The following is an 18,524-nucleotide window of genomic DNA, read 5'->3' as shown; positions in this document are numbered from 1 at the left end:
ATAGTACATATTTAATAAAAAAGGAGGCATATATATGGAGATGATAAAAGAAACAGCGAAAGTTGTTCGTCAGCAGCAGATCGATGAAGGAATATTTGATATGGAATTATCCTTTCCAAAGGGAGCTGCCTTAGCAAAACCAGGACAGTTCATTGCAATGTACTGTAATGATAAGAGTAAGCTTTTACCTCGTCCGATCAGTATTTGCGGGATTAATCCAACAGAAGGAACATTGCGGGTTGTTTATCGTGTTGCAGGAGAAGGAACAAAAGAGTTTTCAGAAATGAAAGCAGGAGATACATTAGAAGTCATGGGACCTCTTGGCAACGGGTTTACAATGAAAAATGAAAAAGCAATTATTATCGGTGGAGGTATTGGAATTCCTCCGATGCTGGAGCTTGCAAAACAGTTAGATGCCGAGAAGACAGTTGTACTTGGATACAGAACATCCACTTTCTTAAAAGAAGAATTTGAAGAAGTGTGCGATGTAAAGATTGCAACTGAAGATGGAAGTCAGGGTGCTAAGGGTACAGTAATTGATGCAATTGAAAAGTATGGTGTAGAAGGAAAGGTCATCTATGCCTGTGGACCAATGCCGATGTTAAAAGCGCTTGCAGCGTATGCCGAAGAACATGGAATGGAAGCCCAGATTTCCTTAGAAGAAAGAATGGCATGTGGAATCGGAGCTTGTCTTGGCTGCATCTGTAAGTCAAAGACAAAAGATCATCACACGAACGTAAACAATACACGAATCTGCAAAGACGGTCCGGTATTTGATGCAAAGGAGGTAGTATTCTCATGAATTTAGAAGTAACACTGGCTGGAAAGAAGTTTAAGAATCCTGTGACAACTGCCTCAGGAACATTTGGTTCTGGTGCAGAATATGAACAGTTTGTTGATCTTGCAGCACTTGGAGCTGTAACAACAAAGGGGGTGGCAAATGTACCTTGGGAAGGAAATCCGACTCCTCGTGTAGCGGAAACATATGGCGGAATGCTTAATGCGGTTGGACTCCAGAATCCGGGAATCGACTTATTCTGTAAAAGAGATATTCCTCATTTAAAAGAAAAAGGAGCATCTATTATTGTCAATGTATGTGGAAGAAGTACATCGGACTATGTAGAAGTTGTAGAACGATTAGCAGATGAGCCGGTAGATTTATTAGAGATCAATGTATCCTGTCCGAATGTAAAAGAAGGTGGTATCGCCTTTGGACAGAATCCAGATGCATTATATGAGATTACGAAAGCGATCAAGGCAAAGGCAAAACAGCCAATCGTAATGAAGTTAAGTCCGAATGTCACAGATATTACGGAAATGGCACGAGCAGCCGAAGCAGGAGGCAGTGATGCTCTTTCTCTTATCAATACACTTACCGGAATGAAGATTGATATTCACAGACGTAAGTTCGTTCTTGCGAATAAGACAGGCGGTATGTCCGGCCCTGCAATTAAACCAGTTGCCGTTCGTATGGTATATCAGGTAAGCCATGCCTGCAAGCTGCCGATCATCGGTATGGGAGGAATCCTTACGGGAGAAGATGCTATTGAGATGATGATGGCAGGTGCCACAATGGTTTCTGTAGGAACTGCTAACTTCCACAATCCACGTGCCACAATGGATGTGTTAGACGGAATAAAAGCTTATATGGAAAGATATCATATTGAAGATATTAACGAGATTATCGGATGTATTGATTAAAAGAATCTGTTTATACATATTTTATCTAAGTTGAAAATACAAATAATCTGTGTTAGAATCAAAACAACAGATGTACTTTTGGAATCTTAAGTACGAGGAAGATTTCAAGAGAACATATAAATCAAAAGGATAAATCGGAGGCTGTTATGGAACAATACAAAAAAGAGTTTATAGAATTTATGATTGACTGCAATGTACTGAAGTTTGGAGACTTCGTAACAAAAAGTGGAAGAAAGACTCCATTTTTTGTTAATACCGGATTCTACCGTACAGGCTCTCAGTTAAAGAGATTAGGTGAGTATTACGCACAGGCAATTCATGATCATTTCGGTTTTGATTTTGATGTACTGTTTGGACCTGCTTATAAAGGAATTCCATTAAGCGTAGCGGCAACAATCGCCATTTCAGAAAAGTATGATAAAGATATCCGTTACTGCAGTAACCGTAAAGAAGTAAAAGATCATGGTGATAAAGGAATTCTCCTTGGAAGCCCGATTCAGGACGGAGATAAGGTTATCATCATTGAAGATGTTACTACAGCAGGTACGTCTATTCAGGAGACACTCCCAATCATTAAGGCACAGGGAGATGTAGAAGTTGGTGGTTTAGTTGTTTCTGTTGACCGTATGGAAAGAGGCCAGGGAGAGAAGAGTGCGCTTACAGAAATCAGTGAGAAATACGGAATGAAGACAACTGCTATCGTTACAATGGCAGAAGTTGTAGAGCATCTTTACAACAAACCATACAAAGGAAAAGTCATTATTGATGATGAATTGAAAAAAGCAATTGATGCATATTATGACCAGTATGGAGTAAAGTAGTATTCTGACAGGAGATTTGTATGAACGAAAAGATTTTTAAAACATTGGGACAGATTGGTGCTGCAGGAATTATAGTAGGAATTATCACAACAATTGTCGGAATTACAGCAGGAGTGATTTCTATTGTAAGTGGAGCGCGTGCCCTCAAGTTAAAAGGGAAAATAATGATTTAAAAATGATGGGAACCGGCGTTATGCCGGTTCCTTAAAATGTATTATAGGAGAATAATAATTATAAGAAAAGGCTGGAAAAAGAATGAATGAAAGCAGAAAGAGACTGGGGTCTCTGAGCCGTTTAATATTGATTTTATATGGCTGTGTTGTAATATATTTTGTATTATTCAGTGACCGACTGGGACGGGTAGATGGATATAGTACTTATCGCTATAATCTGGTTCCTTTCGAGGAAATCCGTCGTTTTATTATATACCGGAATTATGTTTCTATCGAAGCATTTTTATTAAACTTATTTGGTAATCTTCTTGTATTTTTCCCAATAGGTTTTTTAGTTCCGATATGGAGATTGGAGAAAACCGGATGTATCCGGATTATTATATATACGTTTTTATTTAGCCTTTGCATAGAAACATTGCAGCTTGTTACAAAAGTAGGAGTGTTTGATGTGGATGATCTGATGATGAACACTTTTGGAGGACTGTTCGGATGGATCAGTTATTGTATCATCCGTTTTATTTATCATAAATGGAAGGCCGATCATAAAAAGAAAGAAGAGAAAGAAAAGAAAGGAAAGGCAGAGATATGAATACAGGAAATATTTCTTTTTCTGAGAAAAAAGTTTCAAAAAATGCAGTACTTACTCTGGTCATGGGAATAGGGATACTGATTGGATTTGCTATTTTGACAGTGTTGTCTATCGTGACAGAAGGAAGATTGAATGTTGTCGGAGGTCTGCTTGGATGTATTTTCGTTGTACTGGCATTCTTTTGTGTCCTTTGGGGCGTGATGAGCTATGATGATGCTAAGACCAACCAGAAGTATAAGATATCCGGAATATGTATTAATATTGTGGCTATTTTTATAGGGATTACTTTTATCATGATGTAGGAAGATGACATGACGCGTATCTCGCAGCAAGAATGCCGGACATTCTTGAATTTGGGAATAACAGAAAGAGAGTGATATATTTTATATGGATTATAGAGAGTTGTTTAAAGAAAGCAATAAAGAAGTGGAAGAACGCTTTTTACTGACAAAAGAAAGAATCGAAGAGATTGCCGCAGGGGAGAAAAACGGCATGAACGAAAAGATTCAGAATTATTTTAAGAAGACAGCACAGCTTCTAAAAAAATGTGCAGAGGATTTTGTATGTATTTCTTCTGATGCGTGGAAGTCCCGTTCTTTTGAGCAGTTAAAGAGTGAGAATGCATTATTTTATCAGGATATCTTACCTCAGAATTACGGACATTCTTTTGCGAATCCGGCATTTGCAGTGCAGGAATTAGGAGAAGAGTTTGGCCGGATTCTGAGTTTTTTATATACGGAATTACGTTCGGAAAGAGCGTTTGTTTTTGAACAGAACCTTGAAAAAATCACGATTTTAAATGAACTTTTTCTGGAAATATACTGTATGTTTGAAGAAGGGGATGTAACATATAAACAGATTAAAGATACCATCTACTGGTTCCTCTATGATTATGCAGATGACTGGGCAGGCTACAGGGTACGAGAACTGGTGGACCCGGCACTTGATTTTGCAACATCAATTATCATGGATTCTGACCTTTTGGATCTGACGTATCTGTATTCTTATGGGGATTATATCTCAGAAGTGGAAATTGAAACGGCAAAGTTTTTAAACAGCCTTACGGAAGAAGAGATTTCACAGATAGCAGAAACATTTACAGAAGGATATCGAAGAGGATTTGAGTTAAAAGGGGTGGATGTTTCAAAGAAAGATACAGTGAATATCCGTTACCCGATTGGCTTTGAAAGAGTGATCCGCGCAGCAATCCGCCAGTTTGCCGACATGGGATTGAAACCAGTTATTTACAGAGAGGCGCTTAATACATTAAATAAACGCCAGAATCTCCGTATCGGATATATTTCAACAGATCCAAATCCACAGTATGGCTATGACCATCGTTTTGATAATGCTATTTACCTTGATAAGCGCATGATTGACCGGAAGCTTAGCTGTATGAGAAAGGCATACGAAGAATATGAACAGGAGGCGGCAGGATTTGCAGGTCCGGCATGCTTTGAAGTCTTTGGAGAAGAACCGTTTGAACCGGTAAATAAGCCGGAAAGCTATCATTTAAGTGAGCGGCAGCAGATTCTTTCCACAGAGTATTCCTCTTTATCTAACGAACTTTTGAATGAATTTATCAATCAGGAGGAAAGGAGTTTTACGATTATTGCGTACCCAGTTCCTTCGATCGGAGAGAATTTCCCGGAAATTTTTGAGGAGATTCGTAAAGTAAATACGTTAGATAACGAAGTGTACAAAAAGATTCAGCAAAATATGATTGATGTGCTTGATCAGTCAGAAGCGGTGCATATCATGGGACGTGGAAGAAATATGACGAATCTTACGGTTGCTCTATGCGATCTGAAAGATGCCAGCAAAGAAACGAAGTTTGAAAACTGTCTTGCCGATGTCAATATTCCGGTAGGGGAAGTATTTACTTCACCTAAGCTAAAAGGTACAAATGGTCTTTTACATGTGACAGAAGTCTATTTGAATGGTCTTTACTATAAAGATTTAAAGATTACTTTTAAAGATGGTATGATCGAAGAGTATTCATGTGCAAATTTCCCGGATGAAGAGGACGGACAGAAGTTCATTAAGGAGAATCTTTTATATAACAGAGAAACACTTCCGATTGGAGAGTGTGCGATCGGAACAAATACAACTGCCTATGTGATGGCTGAAAAGTATGGTATTATGTCTAAACTGCCTATCCTTATTGCAGAAAAAATGGGACCGCATATCGCAATCGGAGATACCTGTTATTCTTATTGCGAAGATGTTCGTGTATATAATCCGGATGGGAAAGAAATCGTAGCAAAGGAAAATGAATGTTCTGTACTTCGAAAAGAGGATCCAAAGAAAGCCTATTTTAACTGCCATACAGATATTACGATTCCGTATGAAGAGCTTTCAAGAATTACAGCCGTAACTGTGCGGGTTGTGGAATCAGAGGTCATGCATGATCTGGCAGAGGAACGGGTAGAGATTCCGATTCTTTTAGATGGAAGATTTGTGCTGGAAGGTACATTAAAGTTAAATGAAGCATTTGAAGGTTAAAATAAAGTGAGGAGATACAAAGATGAAGTTAGTAATTAAAAATGGACATGTGATGGATCCGGCATCTGGAAGAGATGAAGTTACAGATATCTGGGTGGAAGATAAGCGGATCATCGGATTTGGAGAACATCCGGAATGGGAAGAAGATGCTGAAAAACTGAATGCGGACGGCTGTATTGCGGCACCGGGACTTGTTGATGTGCATGTACATTTTCGTGATCCGGGTTTTACGTATAAAGAAGATCTGGAAACTGGAAGTCATGCAGCAGCAGCAGGAGGATTCACAACGGTTGTCTGTATGGCAAATACAAAACCAATCGTTGATACTCCAGAAGTAATTCAGGATATTTTAAAAAGAGCAGAGAACTTACCGATTCACGTAAAGCAGGTGTCTGCGGTTTCCAAAGGATTTGAGGGAAAAGAGTTAGTGGATTTCCAGGCGATGGTAGATGCTGGTGCCTGTGGATTTACAGATGACGGAATCCCGTTAACAGATGCCGGATTTATTAAAAAAGCAATGGAAGAGGCAGCGAAAATGGATATGCCAATCTCATTGCATGAGGAAGATCCAGCACTTAACGAAGTAAACGGAGTGAACAAGGGTGTGATTTCTAAAAAGATGGGGATTGGCGGAGCACCGGCAATTTCAGAAGATGTGATGGTGGCAAGAGATGTCATGCTGGCACTTGATACTGGAGCAAAGGTAGACATTCAGCATATATCTTCTGGTCGTTCTGTAGATTTGGTTCGTTATGCGAAAAAACGAGGAGCAAAGGTTTTTGCGGAGGCTACACCACATCATTTTACATTAACAGAAGAAGATGTACTTAATTATGAAACGATGGCAAAGATGAATCCGCCACTCCGTACAGAATGGGATCGAACAAAGATTATCGAAGGATTAGCAGATGGAACGATTGATATGATCGCGACCGATCATGCCCCTCATTCTATAGAAGAAAAAGAGAGAGAATTTACAAAAGCGCCAAGTGGAATCATTGGACTTGAAACATCATTATCTCTTGGTATTACAAGTCTTGTAAAAAGAGGCTATCTTACGATGATGCAGCTTCTTGAAAAAATGACGGTTAATCCGGCAAAGCTTTATAATTTTGAATGTGGAACATTAAAAGAAGGAGCGGCTGCAGATATCGTTATTTTTGCACCGGATGAAGTCCGAACAGTAGAATCTTTCGAGTCAAAAGCGGAAAATTCTCCGTTTCTTGGTGCACAGTTATATGGAAAAGTAAAATATACGATTTGTGATGGTAAAGTTGTATATCGCGGCTAAGAATAATCGTGTCGTTTTTTGGCATATCGTGAGTGTACATCTGAAAAAATTTATGCTAGAATGAAAAGGATATCAGTAGAATTCTGGAGGAAGTTATGATTAATCAGTTAGTAAAAGGAATCAAAGAAAAAGATGCGCCTATCGTTGTTGGTCTTGACCCGATGCTTTCTTATGTACCAAAACATCTTGTAAAAGATGCTTTTGCTGCATACGGAGAGACATTAGAAGGTGCATGTGAAGCAATCTGGCAGTTTAATAAGGGCATTATCGATGCAACTTATGATCTTATTCCGGCAGTAAAGCCACAGGTTGCCATGTATGAGCAATTTGGTGTTGAGGGATTGAAAGCTTTCAAAAAGACATGCGATTACGCAAAGAGCAAAGGACTTGTTATCATCGGAGATATCAAGAGAGGCGATATTGGCTCTACATCCGAAGCATATGCGATCGGACACCTTGGAACAGTAAAGATTGGTGAACATGTATATTCTCCATTTACAGAAGACTTTGTAACGGTGAACCCATATCTTGGTTCTGATGGTGTAAAGCCTTTCTTAAAAGTGTGCAAAGACACAGATAAGGGTGTATTTATTCTTGTAAAAACATCCAATCCATCCAGTGGAGAATTCCAGGATCGTCAGATTGATGGAAAGCCACTTTATGAGATCGTTGCTGAAAAGGTAGCTGAGTGGGGCGAAGATGTTATGGGCGAAGACTACAGCTATGTTGGAGCCGTTGTAGGAGCTACTTATCCGGAGATGGGAGCAGCACTTCGAAAGATCATGCCTAAAAACTATATTCTTGTACCGGGATATGGTGCACAGGGTGGAACAGGTAAAGATTTAGCACCGTTCTTTAACGAGGATGGACTTGGTGCTATCGTAAACTCCAGTCGTGGAATTATCTGTGCTTATCAGAAAGACCCGTATAAAGAGAAGTTTAGTTCTGTAGACTATGCGGATGCCAGCCGCCAGGCAGTCCTTGATATGAAGGAAGATTTAAAGAACGCTTTTGTAAAATAAAGCATTTTGTTATAATTTTATAAGTTAGTTATAAACATTTCACCATAAAAATATACTCTTGGAATTTTAGAGTATATGTAATGAAAAAAAGGAGCAGACAATGGCTAAAGTAGGTATTGTAATGGGCAGCGATTCAGATATGCCAATCATGGCAAAAGCTGCAGATGTACTCAAGGAACTTGGAATTGACTTTGATATGACGATCATCTCTGCACACAGAGAGCCGGAAGAATTTTTCGCTTACGCAAAAGGTGCAGAAGAAAAAGGTTATAAAGTGATTATCGCAGGAGCCGGTAAGGCAGCACATCTTCCGGGAATGTGCGCAGCTATTTTCCCAATGCCGGTTATCGGTATTCCAATGAAGACATCAGATCTTGGAGGAGTAGATTCCCTGTACTCTATCGTGCAGATGCCAACAGGTATTCCTGTAGCGACAGTAGCGATCAACGGTGCAGCCAACGCCGGAATTCTTGCAGCAAAGATGCTTGCAACATCCGACCCTGCACTGTTAGAAAGATTAAAAGCTTACTCTGAAAAGTTAAAGAATCAGGTAGTAGCCAAGGCAGACAAGCTTGATGAGATTGGGTACGAAGCGTACTTAAAACAAATGTAATGACATAGCTCAAAGGTGATAAGAAGGTTTGTAAATTTGTAAAAGGGGAAACTATAATTAAGTATTTATAACAAGATAATGTATTCTCGGAATCTTTTTGTGCTTAATCACAAAAACAAGTGCAAGAAAGACTCCGAGAGTACATGATAAGAGAAAGGAGTCTGTCATGGACTATAAGAAAGCCGGAGTTGATATTGAAGCTGGATACAAATCAGTAGAATTAATGAAGAAATATGTACAGGGAACAATGAGACCTGAGGTACTTACAAACCTTGGTGGATTTTCAGGTGCATTTTCATTAAAGAAGTTTATGACAATGGAGAACCCTACACTGGTTTCAGGTACAGACGGTGTTGGAACAAAGTTAAAAGTTGCGTTCCTTATGGATAAGCATGATACCGTAGGTATCGACTGTGTTGCCATGTGTGTGAATGATATTGCATGTGCAGGTGGAGAGCCATTATTCTTCCTCGATTATATTGCATGTGGCAAGAACTTCCCAGAAAAGATCGCTTCTATCGTAAGCGGCGTTGCAGATGGATGTAAGCAGTCTGAGGCTGCTCTCATCGGTGGAGAGACAGCAGAAATGCCAGGATTTTATCCGGAAGATGAGTACGATCTGGCTGGCTTCGCAGTTGGAATCGTTGATGAAAAAGACCTGATTACAGGAAAAGACATTAAGGCAGGGGACGTCCTCATAGGAATTGCCTCCTCCGGAATTCACAGTAATGGATATTCTCTTGTTCGTAAAGTATTCCCTATGGAAAAAGAAGCATTAAACGAATACAGAGAAGAACTCGGAAAGACATTAGGAGAAGCACTCCTTACTCCTACAAAGATTTATGTAAAAGCATTAAAGGCAGTAAAAGAAGCCGGCATTACGATCAAAGGCTGCAGCCATATCACTGGTGGCGGATTCTATGAGAATATTCCAAGAATGCTCCCAGACGGTGCTCGCGCTGTCGTAAAGAAAGACAGTTACGAAGTACCAACTATCTTCCGTCTTCTTGCAAAAGAAGGAGATATTGCCGAAGAGATGATGTACAATACATACAACATGGGAATCGGTATGATGCTCGCCCTTGATCCAAAGGATGCAGAAAAAGCAATCGAAGCATTAAAAGCTGTTGGTGAGGAAGCATATGTTGTTGGTTCCATCGAAGCAGGAGAAAAGGGAGTAACATTATGCTAAAAGTTGCAGTTTTAGTATCTGGCGGCGGTACGAATCTGCAGGCGATTCTTGATGCGATAGACAGCGGAAAGATTACCAATACAGAAATTCGTGTCGTAATCAGTAACAATGAAGGTGCTTACGCATTAGAACGTGCAAAGAATTATGGAACAGAAGGTTTACTTCTTTCGCCAAAGAGCTTTGAGACAAGAGAAGAATTTAACCAGAAGCTTTTAGAAGCTTTAAAAGAAAGAGAAATCGATCTTGTTGTTCTTGCAGGATATCTTGTTGTTGTGCCTCCATGTGTTATTCAGGAATATGAGAACCGGATCATTAACATTCACCCATCTTTGATTCCATCTTTTTGTGGAAAAGGCTGTTATGGCCTTCATGTTCACGAAAAGGCACTGGAAAGAGGCGTAAAAGTTTCCGGAGCGACGGTACATTTTGTCGATGAAGGAACCGATACCGGCCCGATCATTATGCAGAAGCCGGTTATGGTGGAACAGGGAGATACACCGGAAGTTTTACAGCGCCGTATCATGGAACAGGCAGAATGGAAGATTTTACCGGAAACAATCAATCTGATTGCGAATGGAAAGGTTCATGTAGACGGCAGAGTTGTTACAATTGATAAATAGTTATGCATTTCTGGAATTATTCCTGCACTGGCTTTATGCTTTGCGGGAAGATTCCGGGAGCATATTAGTTATAAAATGGAGGAATTCCGATGAAAGTATTAATCGTAGGCAGTGGCGGAAGAGAACACGCGATCGCATGGGCAGTTTCTCAAAGTGCAAAGGCAGATAAAATTTACTGTGCACCGGGAAATGCAGGAATCGAAGAATATGCAGAGTGCGTGAACATCGGTGCAATGGAATTTGATAAACTGGTTGCTTTTGCAAAAGAAAAAGAAATTGACCTTACCATTATTGGTATGGACGACCCACTGGTAGGTGGTGTTGTAGATGCATTTGAGGCAGAAGGTCTTCGTGTATTCGGTCCAAGAAAGAATGCAGCGATCATTGAAGGTTCCAAAGCATTTTCCAAAGATTTAATGAAGAAATATAACATTCCAACAGCTGGATATGAGAACTTTGATTCTGATGAGAAGGCACTCGCTTACCTTGAAACTGCAAAGTTCCCAATCGTATTAAAAGCAGACGGACTGGCACTTGGAAAAGGTGTATTAATCTGCAATACTTTAGAAGAAGCGAAAGAAGGCGTAAAGACGATCATGGAAGATAAGAAGTTCGGAGATGCCGGAAATCGTATGGTAATCGAAGAATTTATGACTGGTCGTGAAGTTTCTGTTCTTGCATTCTGTGATGGAAAGACAATCAAATGTATGACAAGTGCACAGGATCACAAACGTGCCAAAGATGGGGATCAGGGCTTAAATACCGGTGGAATGGGAACATTCTCCCCAAGTCCATTCTACACAAAAGAAGTAGAAGAATTCTGTGAAAAATACGTTTATCAGCCTACTATGGATGCTATGGCAGCAGAAGGAAGACCGTTTGTCGGTATCCTCTTTACCGGTCTGATGCTGACGGAAGATGGACCAAAAGTTCTCGAATACAATGCCCGTTTCGGAGATCCGGAAGCACAGGTAGTACTTCCTCGTATGAAGAACGACATTATTGATGTTATGGAAGCTTGTATCGACGGACGTTTAGATGAAATCGATCTGCAGTTTGAAGATAATGCAGCCGTTTGCGTTGTCCTTGCTTCTGACGGTTATCCAGTTTCTTACGAAAAAGGTTATGTGATTAATGGCCTTGAAGAATTTAAGAAACACGATGGCTATTATTGCTTCCACGCCGGAACAAAGCGCACAGATAAAGGAATCGTTACAAATGGCGGACGTGTACTTGGTGTAACTGCCAAGGGAACAAACCTAAAAGAGGCAAGAAAGAACGCCTACGCAGCAACAGAATGGGTAACTTTTGAAAATAAATATATGCGTCATGATATCGGAAAAGCAATTGATGATGTAGAAGCATAAAAGTCATTAACAATGTAGCAGCGTAAAAAGTAACTGATGATCATAGAACAATAAAAAGATACAGTAGGAACAGAGACTGCAAGTGAATAAAGCTGGCAGTCTCTGTCATTGTTGGGGGAAACATGAACTTTAAACAGGGAATCAGAGATGGAATCCCCATCGGACTCGGTTATGCTGCCGTTTCCTTTGCCTTTGGGATTCTCGCGGTAGATAAAGATTTAACTGTCAGTGAGGCAGTACTTATTTCATTCACAAACTTAACATCTGCAGGGCAGTTTGCAGGACTTACGATTATTGCAGAACTTGGAACATTAGTTGAGATGGCACTTTCCCAGTTCATCATCAACTTAAGATATATGCTGATGGCAATTTCACTTTCCCAGAAAGTGGATGATGATTTTTCAGGAATCTGGAGATGGATACTCGGCTTTGCTATTACCGATGAAATCTTTGCTGTAGCAATCCAGAATCCAGGAAAAATTAAACGAAATTACTTTGCGGGACTTACGATAGTTCCGATTATTGGGTGGACGATAGGAACCTTAGGCGGCGCTTTGATGGGAAATATTTTACCGGCCATTATCACAAACGCTTTAGGTGTCGCTCTTTATGGAATGTTTATCGCCGTTGTCGTACCAAAGGCAAGAGAAGACAGCCATGTCTTCATTGCGGTATGTATCGCAATCGCGATCAGTACAGTACTGAAATACACTCCAGTATTTGCGAATCTCTCCGGCGGTTTCGCAATCATCATCTGTACCGTAGCCGCATCACTTATTGCGGCAATATTATTCCCAGTGGAGGTAAACGAAGATGAGCTTTAAAATATTTTTACCCTATCTTTTCGTAATGGCAATCGTAACCTATTTAATCAGAGCCATTCCACTCGTACTTGTAAAACACAAAATAAAAAACAAATTTTTTAATTCCTTTTTATATTATATTCCATATACCGTATTAGCAGCCATGACGATCCCGGCAATCTTTACAGCAACAGGAAGCTTGATTTCTGCTATTGCAGGACTCGTAGTCGCTGTTATACTCGCTTACCAGAGAAAAAGCCTGATCGTGGTAGCGATTGGAGCCTGTGCAGCAGTGTTTATTATAGAAGGAATCATAACCTTAATGTAAATCCTGATCTGATGGAATAAAGAAACGAAAATCAGAAACTTGATATAGCATAAAATGTGAAGATAGTCGCGGCATATTTTATTCTACTGCTGAATTGCATTAAGGTTTCTAAAGAAAAGAGAATTTTTATAAGTTTGATTTTGCTTGGTTGCGCTAAACGCTTCATTTTGTCTCAAAAAACAAAAACTTCGGAAAAGCGAGTCCGAAGTTTTCAGAGTCAAAATTCCGCAGCGCAAAGTCACAAAATGCAATACTTATAAAAATTCTCTTTTCATTACTGTAGTTTCCTTGCAATTCAGCAAGAAGTTTTATTACAGCGACTACAGAGCGGATGGGATGGATTCTTTTTTTCTTTTTTCGTCTATATTAAATCTACAGATCAGTATTCTTCGATTACACATGTATGATGTTTTTCTGTATCGTAATTAATTCCAACCAATAAAATCTTTCCTTTATATCCAGACAAAGCACCCTGGTATCTTTTCTCTTTGATTTGAGTGATTGCTGCATCTGCTGTCTTGTTGTGTTTTAATTCCACGATCATCGCAGGGCGATTGCCCGCATTTGCTCTTGGAAGGAAAACAAAATCAGCAAAGCCCTTTCCGGAAGGCATCTCCCGAATGATATTATAATAAGCCGGTGCTGTAAAGTAAGCCATGGTAAGTACACAGCTTAGGGAATTTTCATCGTTATATTTTAATACAGAAGTGTAGGTTTCATGAGCAAGCTCAATGAGTTCAGCTACCTTTTCCGCATTTTTATTTGTCGTGGCTATAAGAAGTTCATCACATCTGGAAATGGATGCGGCGATTTCCTTCCAAGAGCCTGTCTGTAAAGCAGATTCAAATGCAGTTGCTACTTCATAATTAGGAATATATGCACTTTTCATGTCTGCATCGTATCCAAGATATCCAAGATGAATTAAAGCAGTTAAGACATCGCTTTTTGAAGCTATCATAGAAAAATCATTCTGAAAAGTATTTGTATTTACCATCACTTTTTCGCCAGCTAACATAGCAAGCACATCTTCTTTTAATCCAGCATAATTCATTGTAATAAAAGTATTGATCGTACCAAAGGCAGAAGTATTCCTCCAATAAGAATCAAAATCCTGGTAGTTTATAGCCATTGATACAGAATTCGGATTATACATATGCATTCCGTCAATCAAATATCCGTTATACCATGCCTTCATTGTCTCAAAATCCATATCATACTTTTGGCATAGTTCCTTAACTTCATCTTCTGTGAATCCATAGTATTCTGTAATAGGTCTTGATTTTAACATAGTATATTCTTGAAAATTATTTAAAGCAGACTCATCTTTTATCTTCTTAATCGGTAAAATTCCTGTGATATACCCCAGAGCCAAAAATGATTTCGATTCTTCTGATTTAAAAAGTGAATGCAAGAACTGCAAATATTTATGCACTAAAGCCTGGTCGTTACTGTTTCGGATAACACAATCCCATTCATCAATGATAATAACAAAAGGAATTCCCGTCTTTTCATAAATTTTCATTAGTACATAACTTAACTTCTTTTTATAATCCAGAATATTTCCCAGTTCTTCTTGTATATCATCATAAATATATTCCACAATCTTTTCTATCAGATTGACTTTGTAATCATCCCAAAAAGATGAAATATCTAAATGAATAACATTATACTTGTTTCGGTATTTTTCATAATCAGGGTCAGACGCAATCTTGGTATCTGCAAACAGTTTTGAGGAATCACTGCCAAGGCTGTAGTAAGCATCAATCATTCCGGCAGCATGAGATTTACCAAAACGTCGGGCATGACTGACAGCAATACAGTTTTTAGGAGTATCAATTGCTTTATTCAAAAAACTTAACAGACCTGTTTTATCTACATATATTTCATAATTTCTATCTTTAGAAAAACTTCTATTTTTCGGATTAAAATAGATTCCCATGTTGTTCCTCCTTCCTATGAACATTTATATTGATAGTATATCATATTTTTAACTATTTGTTATGTTTTATTATAATTGTTCTTTGACGTCAGATGAAGTCAGGATTTTGCCTCAAAAAACGAAAAATCTAGAAAAATGCGTCAATCCTTTAGACTTTAATTTCCCGGAAATCCATAACTTTCTGGAGAATTTCATTTTCACTAACTGTAGATTTAGATAGTCAGAAAAAAGAAAAAATAATCCATCCCAGATGCGGCTTGGGAGCGTGTTTAAGATGCGGATGAGCATCTTAAATACAGCGACTACAGAGCAGATGGGATGGATTATTTTTTCTTTTTTCGTCTATATGAAATCTACAAATCAGTATTCTTCGATTACACATGTATGATGTTTTTCTGTATCGTAATTAATTCCAACTAGTAAAATCTTTCCTTTATATCCAGACAAAGCACCCTGGTATCTCTTCTCTTTGATTTGCGTGATTGCTGCATCTGCTGTCTTGTTGTGTTTTAGTTCCACGATCATTGCAGGGCGATTGCCAGCATTTGCTCTTGGGAGAAAAACAAAATCAGCAAATCCCTTTCCGGAAGGCATCTCCCGGATGATATTATAATAAGCCGGTGCTGTAAAGTAAGCCATGGTAAGTACACAGCTTAGGGAATTTTCATCGTTATATTTTAATACAGAAGTGTAGGTTTCATGAGCAAGCTCAATGAGTTCAGCTACCTTTTCCGCATTTTTATTTATCGTGGCGATGAGTAGCTCATCACATCTGGAAATAGATGCGGCGATCTCCTTCCAGGAACCTGATTTTAAAGCCGACTGAAATGCCTTAGACACTTCATAATTTGGAATATAGGCACTTAACATGTCTTTATCGTAACCAAGATAACCAAGATGGATCAAGGCAGTCAGAGCATCGTCTTTTGAGTGGATTTCTGTAAAATCGTTCTGGAAACATTCAGTGTCAACCATCACTTTTTCGCCAGCTAACATGGCAAGCACATCTTCCTTTAGTCCGGCATAATTCATTGAAATAAAGGTATTGATCGTACCAAAGGCAGAAGTGTTTCGCCAATAAGAATCTACTTTATGTCTTTCTAATGCCCTCGATACAGAATTCGGATTATACATATGCATACCATCGATCAAATATCCGTTATACCATGCCTTTATTGTCTCAAAATCCATAGCCTGATCTTCGCATAAATCTTTCACTTCTTTTTCGGTAAAGCCATAGTATTCTGTGATTGGATAGGAATCCAGCATAGTATATTCTTGAAAATTATTTAAAGCAGACTCATCTTTTATCTTCTTAATTGGTAAAATGCCTGTGATATACCCCAGAGCCAAAAACGATTTCGATTCTTCTGATTTAAAAAGTGAATGCAAGAACTGCAAATATTTATGCACTAAAGCCTGGTCGTTACTGTTTCGGATAACACAATCCCATTCATCAATAATAATAACAAAAGGAATTTCCGTCTTTTCATAAATTTTCATTAATACATAACTTAACTTCTTTTTATAATCCAGAATGTTTCCCAGTTCGTCTGTGATATCATCATAAATATATTCCACAATCTTTTCTATCAGATTGTCTTTGTAATCATCAAAAAAAGATGAAATATCTAAATGGATAACATTGTACTTGTTTCGGTATTTTTCATAATCAGGGTCAGATGAAATCTTGGTATCTTCAAACAGTTTTGAGGAATCACTGCCAAGACTATAGTAAGCATCAATCATTCCGGCAGCATGGGACTTACCAAAACGTCTGGCATGACTGACAGCGATACATTTACCATTTGTTTTCAGTCTTTTATTTAAAAATTTCAAGAGCTCCGTTTTATCAACATAAATTTGGCTATTCTTATCTTCTGTAAAACTTCCATTTCCTGGATTAAAATAAATCCCCATGTTGTTCCTCCTCCCTATGAACATTTATATTGGTAGTATATCATATTTTTAACTATTTGTTATGTTTTATCTCAGTCGAGAAGACTCCCACCTCTTTCAGGTGGTGAGTGACAGCAAATTTGTCTCAGTGGGAATCCAATCTCCAACTGAGATAAACGCTCCGCGAGGATGCACAGTGATTTTGTAAAGAATATGTCAGCTTACGCTGACCAGAATCACACGCCAAGTCTCGCGGCGGCTCGACTTGAATATAATTGTTCTTTGGCGCCAGATGAAGTCAGGATTTTGTGTGGGAAAAATAAGGGGTTCCCCCGAAAGTGAGTATCTTTCTGCAGAATTGCATTGAGATTTCTAAGGAAAAGAGAATTTAATTTTCCCGGAAAGCCCTAACTTTCTGGAGCTCCCTTCTCACCAAACTGTGGATTTAGAATAGTCAGAAAAAAGAAAAAATAATATATCCCAGATGCGGCTTGGGAGCGTGTTTAAGATGCGGACGAGCATCATAAACACAGCGACTACAGAGCAGATGGGATATATTATTTTTTCTTTTTTCGTCTATACCAAATCTACAAATCAATCACTGGTAGATAAAGATATGCTTCTTCTCCCTGATAGCATTCAAAACACATCCCCTGATGTGATATTTTATACTCTTTTTGCGTACAGAGCCATTCGGTAAAGACGTAACGCCAGCCATCCCGTACAGCATCCGCCATTTTTTCAGGAGTTTCCTGTGATTTAATTGTAAAAACTGCGTATCGTCCGGCAGGAATCTCCACCTTATGGAAACCTTCCGGAATTTCTGTAGAGTCAGTTAAAAAGCCAAAGAAATAGTGTAATTCACCGCTGATATGGTCGGGATGGGTCCATAGTCCAACTTCGCCATAATCATGGATTCCTTCTGGATAGGCAGGGTATTCTTTAAAATTAATGTGATTCCAGTAAGCACCGGATTTGCTGTAATCACTGTCATATTCGCCGGGAATCTCGTACCCAAGTGCTGTCTGTGACTGCAATGTTTTAATTTCAACGTGTAGCATAATAAGAACCTCACTTTCTTTATTTTGTTTTAAATATTCTCGTGCGCTAATACCATATTCTTTGCGAAATGCTTTAGAAAAACCGGAACTGGTTTCAAAGCCATTATCAAATCCGGCCTGTGTGATACTCATTCCAGATAAAATATCCTTTTTTGCTTTTTCCAAACGGAGAAGGCGTATGTATTTTCCCGGTGACATATCACAGCAGATTTTAAAAATGTGGCAGAAATGATAAAGAGAGTAACCATAGCGGGAAGCCAGAGATTCTGCTGTTAATGTGTCTTGAAGGTGATTTTCTATGTATGTGGTACAATCTTTTATTACTTCTAAAGAATTATTTTTATTCACGATCTCTCCTTTCCGCAGTTTCTATGAGTGCAGTCGGTGCGACTGCTCGACTTGAATATAAATATCATACACCAATACACAGGTTATGTTTTATAAATATTGTACCAGAGAAAAGAAAAAAGACTTTTCCAGAGTTGCGAAGTTTATCTGAAGAATAGAGATTGTCCGTAGTGGGAGTTGTAAATTGACAGAATGTTAGTGGTGATTTACAATATAACTAAAAAACATTTGGATATTAAAAAAATAATATTC

At 38.7% G+C, this 18,524-nt stretch carries 18 protein-coding genes; 15 read left to right on the top strand and 3 right to left on the bottom strand.

From position 1 onward, the window contains the following. The first annotated feature begins 34 nt into the window (after window positions 1–34). The 15 genes from EHLA_RS10185 to EHLA_RS10120 all read left to right on the top strand — a co-directional run bounded on the left by EHLA_RS10185 (window position 35) and on the right by EHLA_RS10120 (window position 13,025). Window positions 35–802, top strand: a complete 768-nt coding sequence (locus EHLA_RS10185; protein ID WP_173854291.1) for a dihydroorotate dehydrogenase electron transfer subunit — start codon at window positions 35–37, stop codon at window positions 800–802. Further along, window positions 799–1,701, top strand: a complete 903-nt coding sequence (locus EHLA_RS10180; RefSeq protein WP_096240738.1) for a dihydroorotate dehydrogenase — start codon at window positions 799–801, stop codon at window positions 1,699–1,701. The genes EHLA_RS10185 and EHLA_RS10180 overlap by 4 nt, the downstream gene beginning before the upstream one ends. A 146-nt stretch (window positions 1,702–1,847) precedes the next feature. Continuing rightward, window positions 1,848–2,522: an orotate phosphoribosyltransferase gene (pyrE, locus tag EHLA_RS10175; RefSeq protein WP_021907108.1), complete on the top strand. Its 675-nt coding sequence runs from the start codon at window positions 1,848–1,850 to the stop codon at window positions 2,520–2,522. 20 nt (window positions 2,523–2,542) lie between these two features. Continuing rightward, complete coding sequence (locus tag EHLA_RS16430) at window positions 2,543–2,695, top strand: hypothetical protein (protein ID WP_021907107.1); 153 nt, start codon at window positions 2,543–2,545, stop codon at window positions 2,693–2,695. Between the two features lie 82 nt (window positions 2,696–2,777). Then, a complete protein-coding gene (locus EHLA_RS10170) occupies window positions 2,778–3,284 on the top strand; it encodes a VanZ family protein (protein ID WP_096240737.1) in 507 nt (168 codons plus the stop codon). Then, complete coding sequence (locus EHLA_RS10165) at window positions 3,281–3,586, top strand: hypothetical protein (RefSeq protein WP_021907105.1); 306 nt, start codon at window positions 3,281–3,283, stop codon at window positions 3,584–3,586. Before EHLA_RS10170 ends, EHLA_RS10165 begins: the two co-directional genes overlap by 4 nt. Window positions 3,587–3,671: 85 nt before the next feature. After that, window positions 3,672–5,789, top strand: coding sequence for an aminopeptidase (locus tag EHLA_RS10160; RefSeq protein WP_096240736.1), 2,118 nt, complete (start codon window positions 3,672–3,674; stop codon window positions 5,787–5,789). A gap of 22 nt (window positions 5,790–5,811) precedes the next feature. Beyond that, window positions 5,812–7,080, top strand: a complete 1,269-nt coding sequence (locus EHLA_RS10155) for a dihydroorotase (RefSeq protein ID WP_021907103.1) — start codon at window positions 5,812–5,814, stop codon at window positions 7,078–7,080. A 95-nt stretch (window positions 7,081–7,175) separates the two neighbouring features. Beyond that, window positions 7,176–8,102: an orotidine-5'-phosphate decarboxylase gene (gene pyrF, locus EHLA_RS10150; protein WP_021907102.1), complete on the top strand. Its 927-nt coding sequence runs from the start codon at window positions 7,176–7,178 to the stop codon at window positions 8,100–8,102. 100 nt (window positions 8,103–8,202) lie between these two features. Then, the gene (gene purE, locus EHLA_RS10145) at window positions 8,203–8,715 is read left to right on the top strand and encodes a 5-(carboxyamino)imidazole ribonucleotide mutase (protein ID WP_096240735.1); all 513 of its coding nucleotides are present in this window, start codon (window positions 8,203–8,205) and stop codon (window positions 8,713–8,715) included. A 166-nt stretch (window positions 8,716–8,881) separates the two neighbouring features. Then, window positions 8,882–9,907 carry a phosphoribosylformylglycinamidine cyclo-ligase gene (purM, locus tag EHLA_RS10140; protein WP_096240734.1) on the top strand — a complete coding sequence of 342 codons (1,026 nt, stop codon included), beginning with the start codon at window positions 8,882–8,884 and terminating at the stop codon, window positions 9,905–9,907. Beyond that, window positions 9,901–10,527: a phosphoribosylglycinamide formyltransferase gene (gene purN, locus EHLA_RS10135; RefSeq protein WP_021907099.1), complete on the top strand. Its 627-nt coding sequence runs from the start codon at window positions 9,901–9,903 to the stop codon at window positions 10,525–10,527. Before purM ends, purN begins: the two co-directional genes overlap by 7 nt. Window positions 10,528–10,616: 89 nt before the next feature. Further along, window positions 10,617–11,894, top strand: coding sequence for a phosphoribosylamine--glycine ligase (gene purD / locus EHLA_RS10130; protein ID WP_096240733.1), 1,278 nt, complete (start codon window positions 10,617–10,619; stop codon window positions 11,892–11,894). A 122-nt stretch (window positions 11,895–12,016) separates the two neighbouring features. Beyond that, window positions 12,017–12,718 (top strand): AzlC family ABC transporter permease, encoded by a 702-nt coding sequence (locus tag EHLA_RS10125; RefSeq protein WP_021907097.1) that lies wholly within the window; start codon window positions 12,017–12,019, stop codon window positions 12,716–12,718. Next, window positions 12,708–13,025, top strand: a complete 318-nt coding sequence (locus EHLA_RS10120) for an AzlD domain-containing protein (RefSeq protein WP_021907096.1) — start codon at window positions 12,708–12,710, stop codon at window positions 13,023–13,025. Before EHLA_RS10125 ends, EHLA_RS10120 begins: the two co-directional genes overlap by 11 nt. A gap of 379 nt (window positions 13,026–13,404) precedes the next feature. Here the strand turns inward: EHLA_RS10120 and EHLA_RS10115 are convergent, their stop codons facing one another. From EHLA_RS10115 to EHLA_RS10105, 3 genes are all read right to left on the bottom strand, one after another. After that, complete coding sequence (locus EHLA_RS10115) at window positions 13,405–14,964, bottom strand: AAA family ATPase (RefSeq protein WP_096240732.1); 1,560 nt, start codon at window positions 14,962–14,964, stop codon at window positions 13,405–13,407. A 360-nt stretch (window positions 14,965–15,324) separates the two neighbouring features. Next, the gene (locus tag EHLA_RS10110) at window positions 15,325–16,884 is read right to left on the bottom strand and encodes an AAA family ATPase (RefSeq protein WP_096240731.1); all 1,560 of its coding nucleotides are present in this window, start codon (window positions 16,882–16,884) and stop codon (window positions 15,325–15,327) included. A gap of 566 nt (window positions 16,885–17,450) precedes the next feature. Further along, on the bottom strand, window positions 17,451–18,272 hold the full coding sequence (locus EHLA_RS10105) for an AraC family transcriptional regulator (RefSeq protein ID WP_096240730.1): 822 nt from the start codon (window positions 18,270–18,272) through the stop codon (window positions 17,451–17,453). Window positions 18,273–18,524 lie beyond the last annotated feature (252 nt).

It is taken from the genome of Anaerobutyricum hallii, assembly GCF_900209925.1.
In the GTDB taxonomy this organism is placed as follows: domain Bacteria; phylum Bacillota; class Clostridia; order Lachnospirales; family Lachnospiraceae; genus Anaerobutyricum; species Anaerobutyricum soehngenii.
This window is presented reverse-complemented; position numbering and strand designations above follow the sequence as displayed.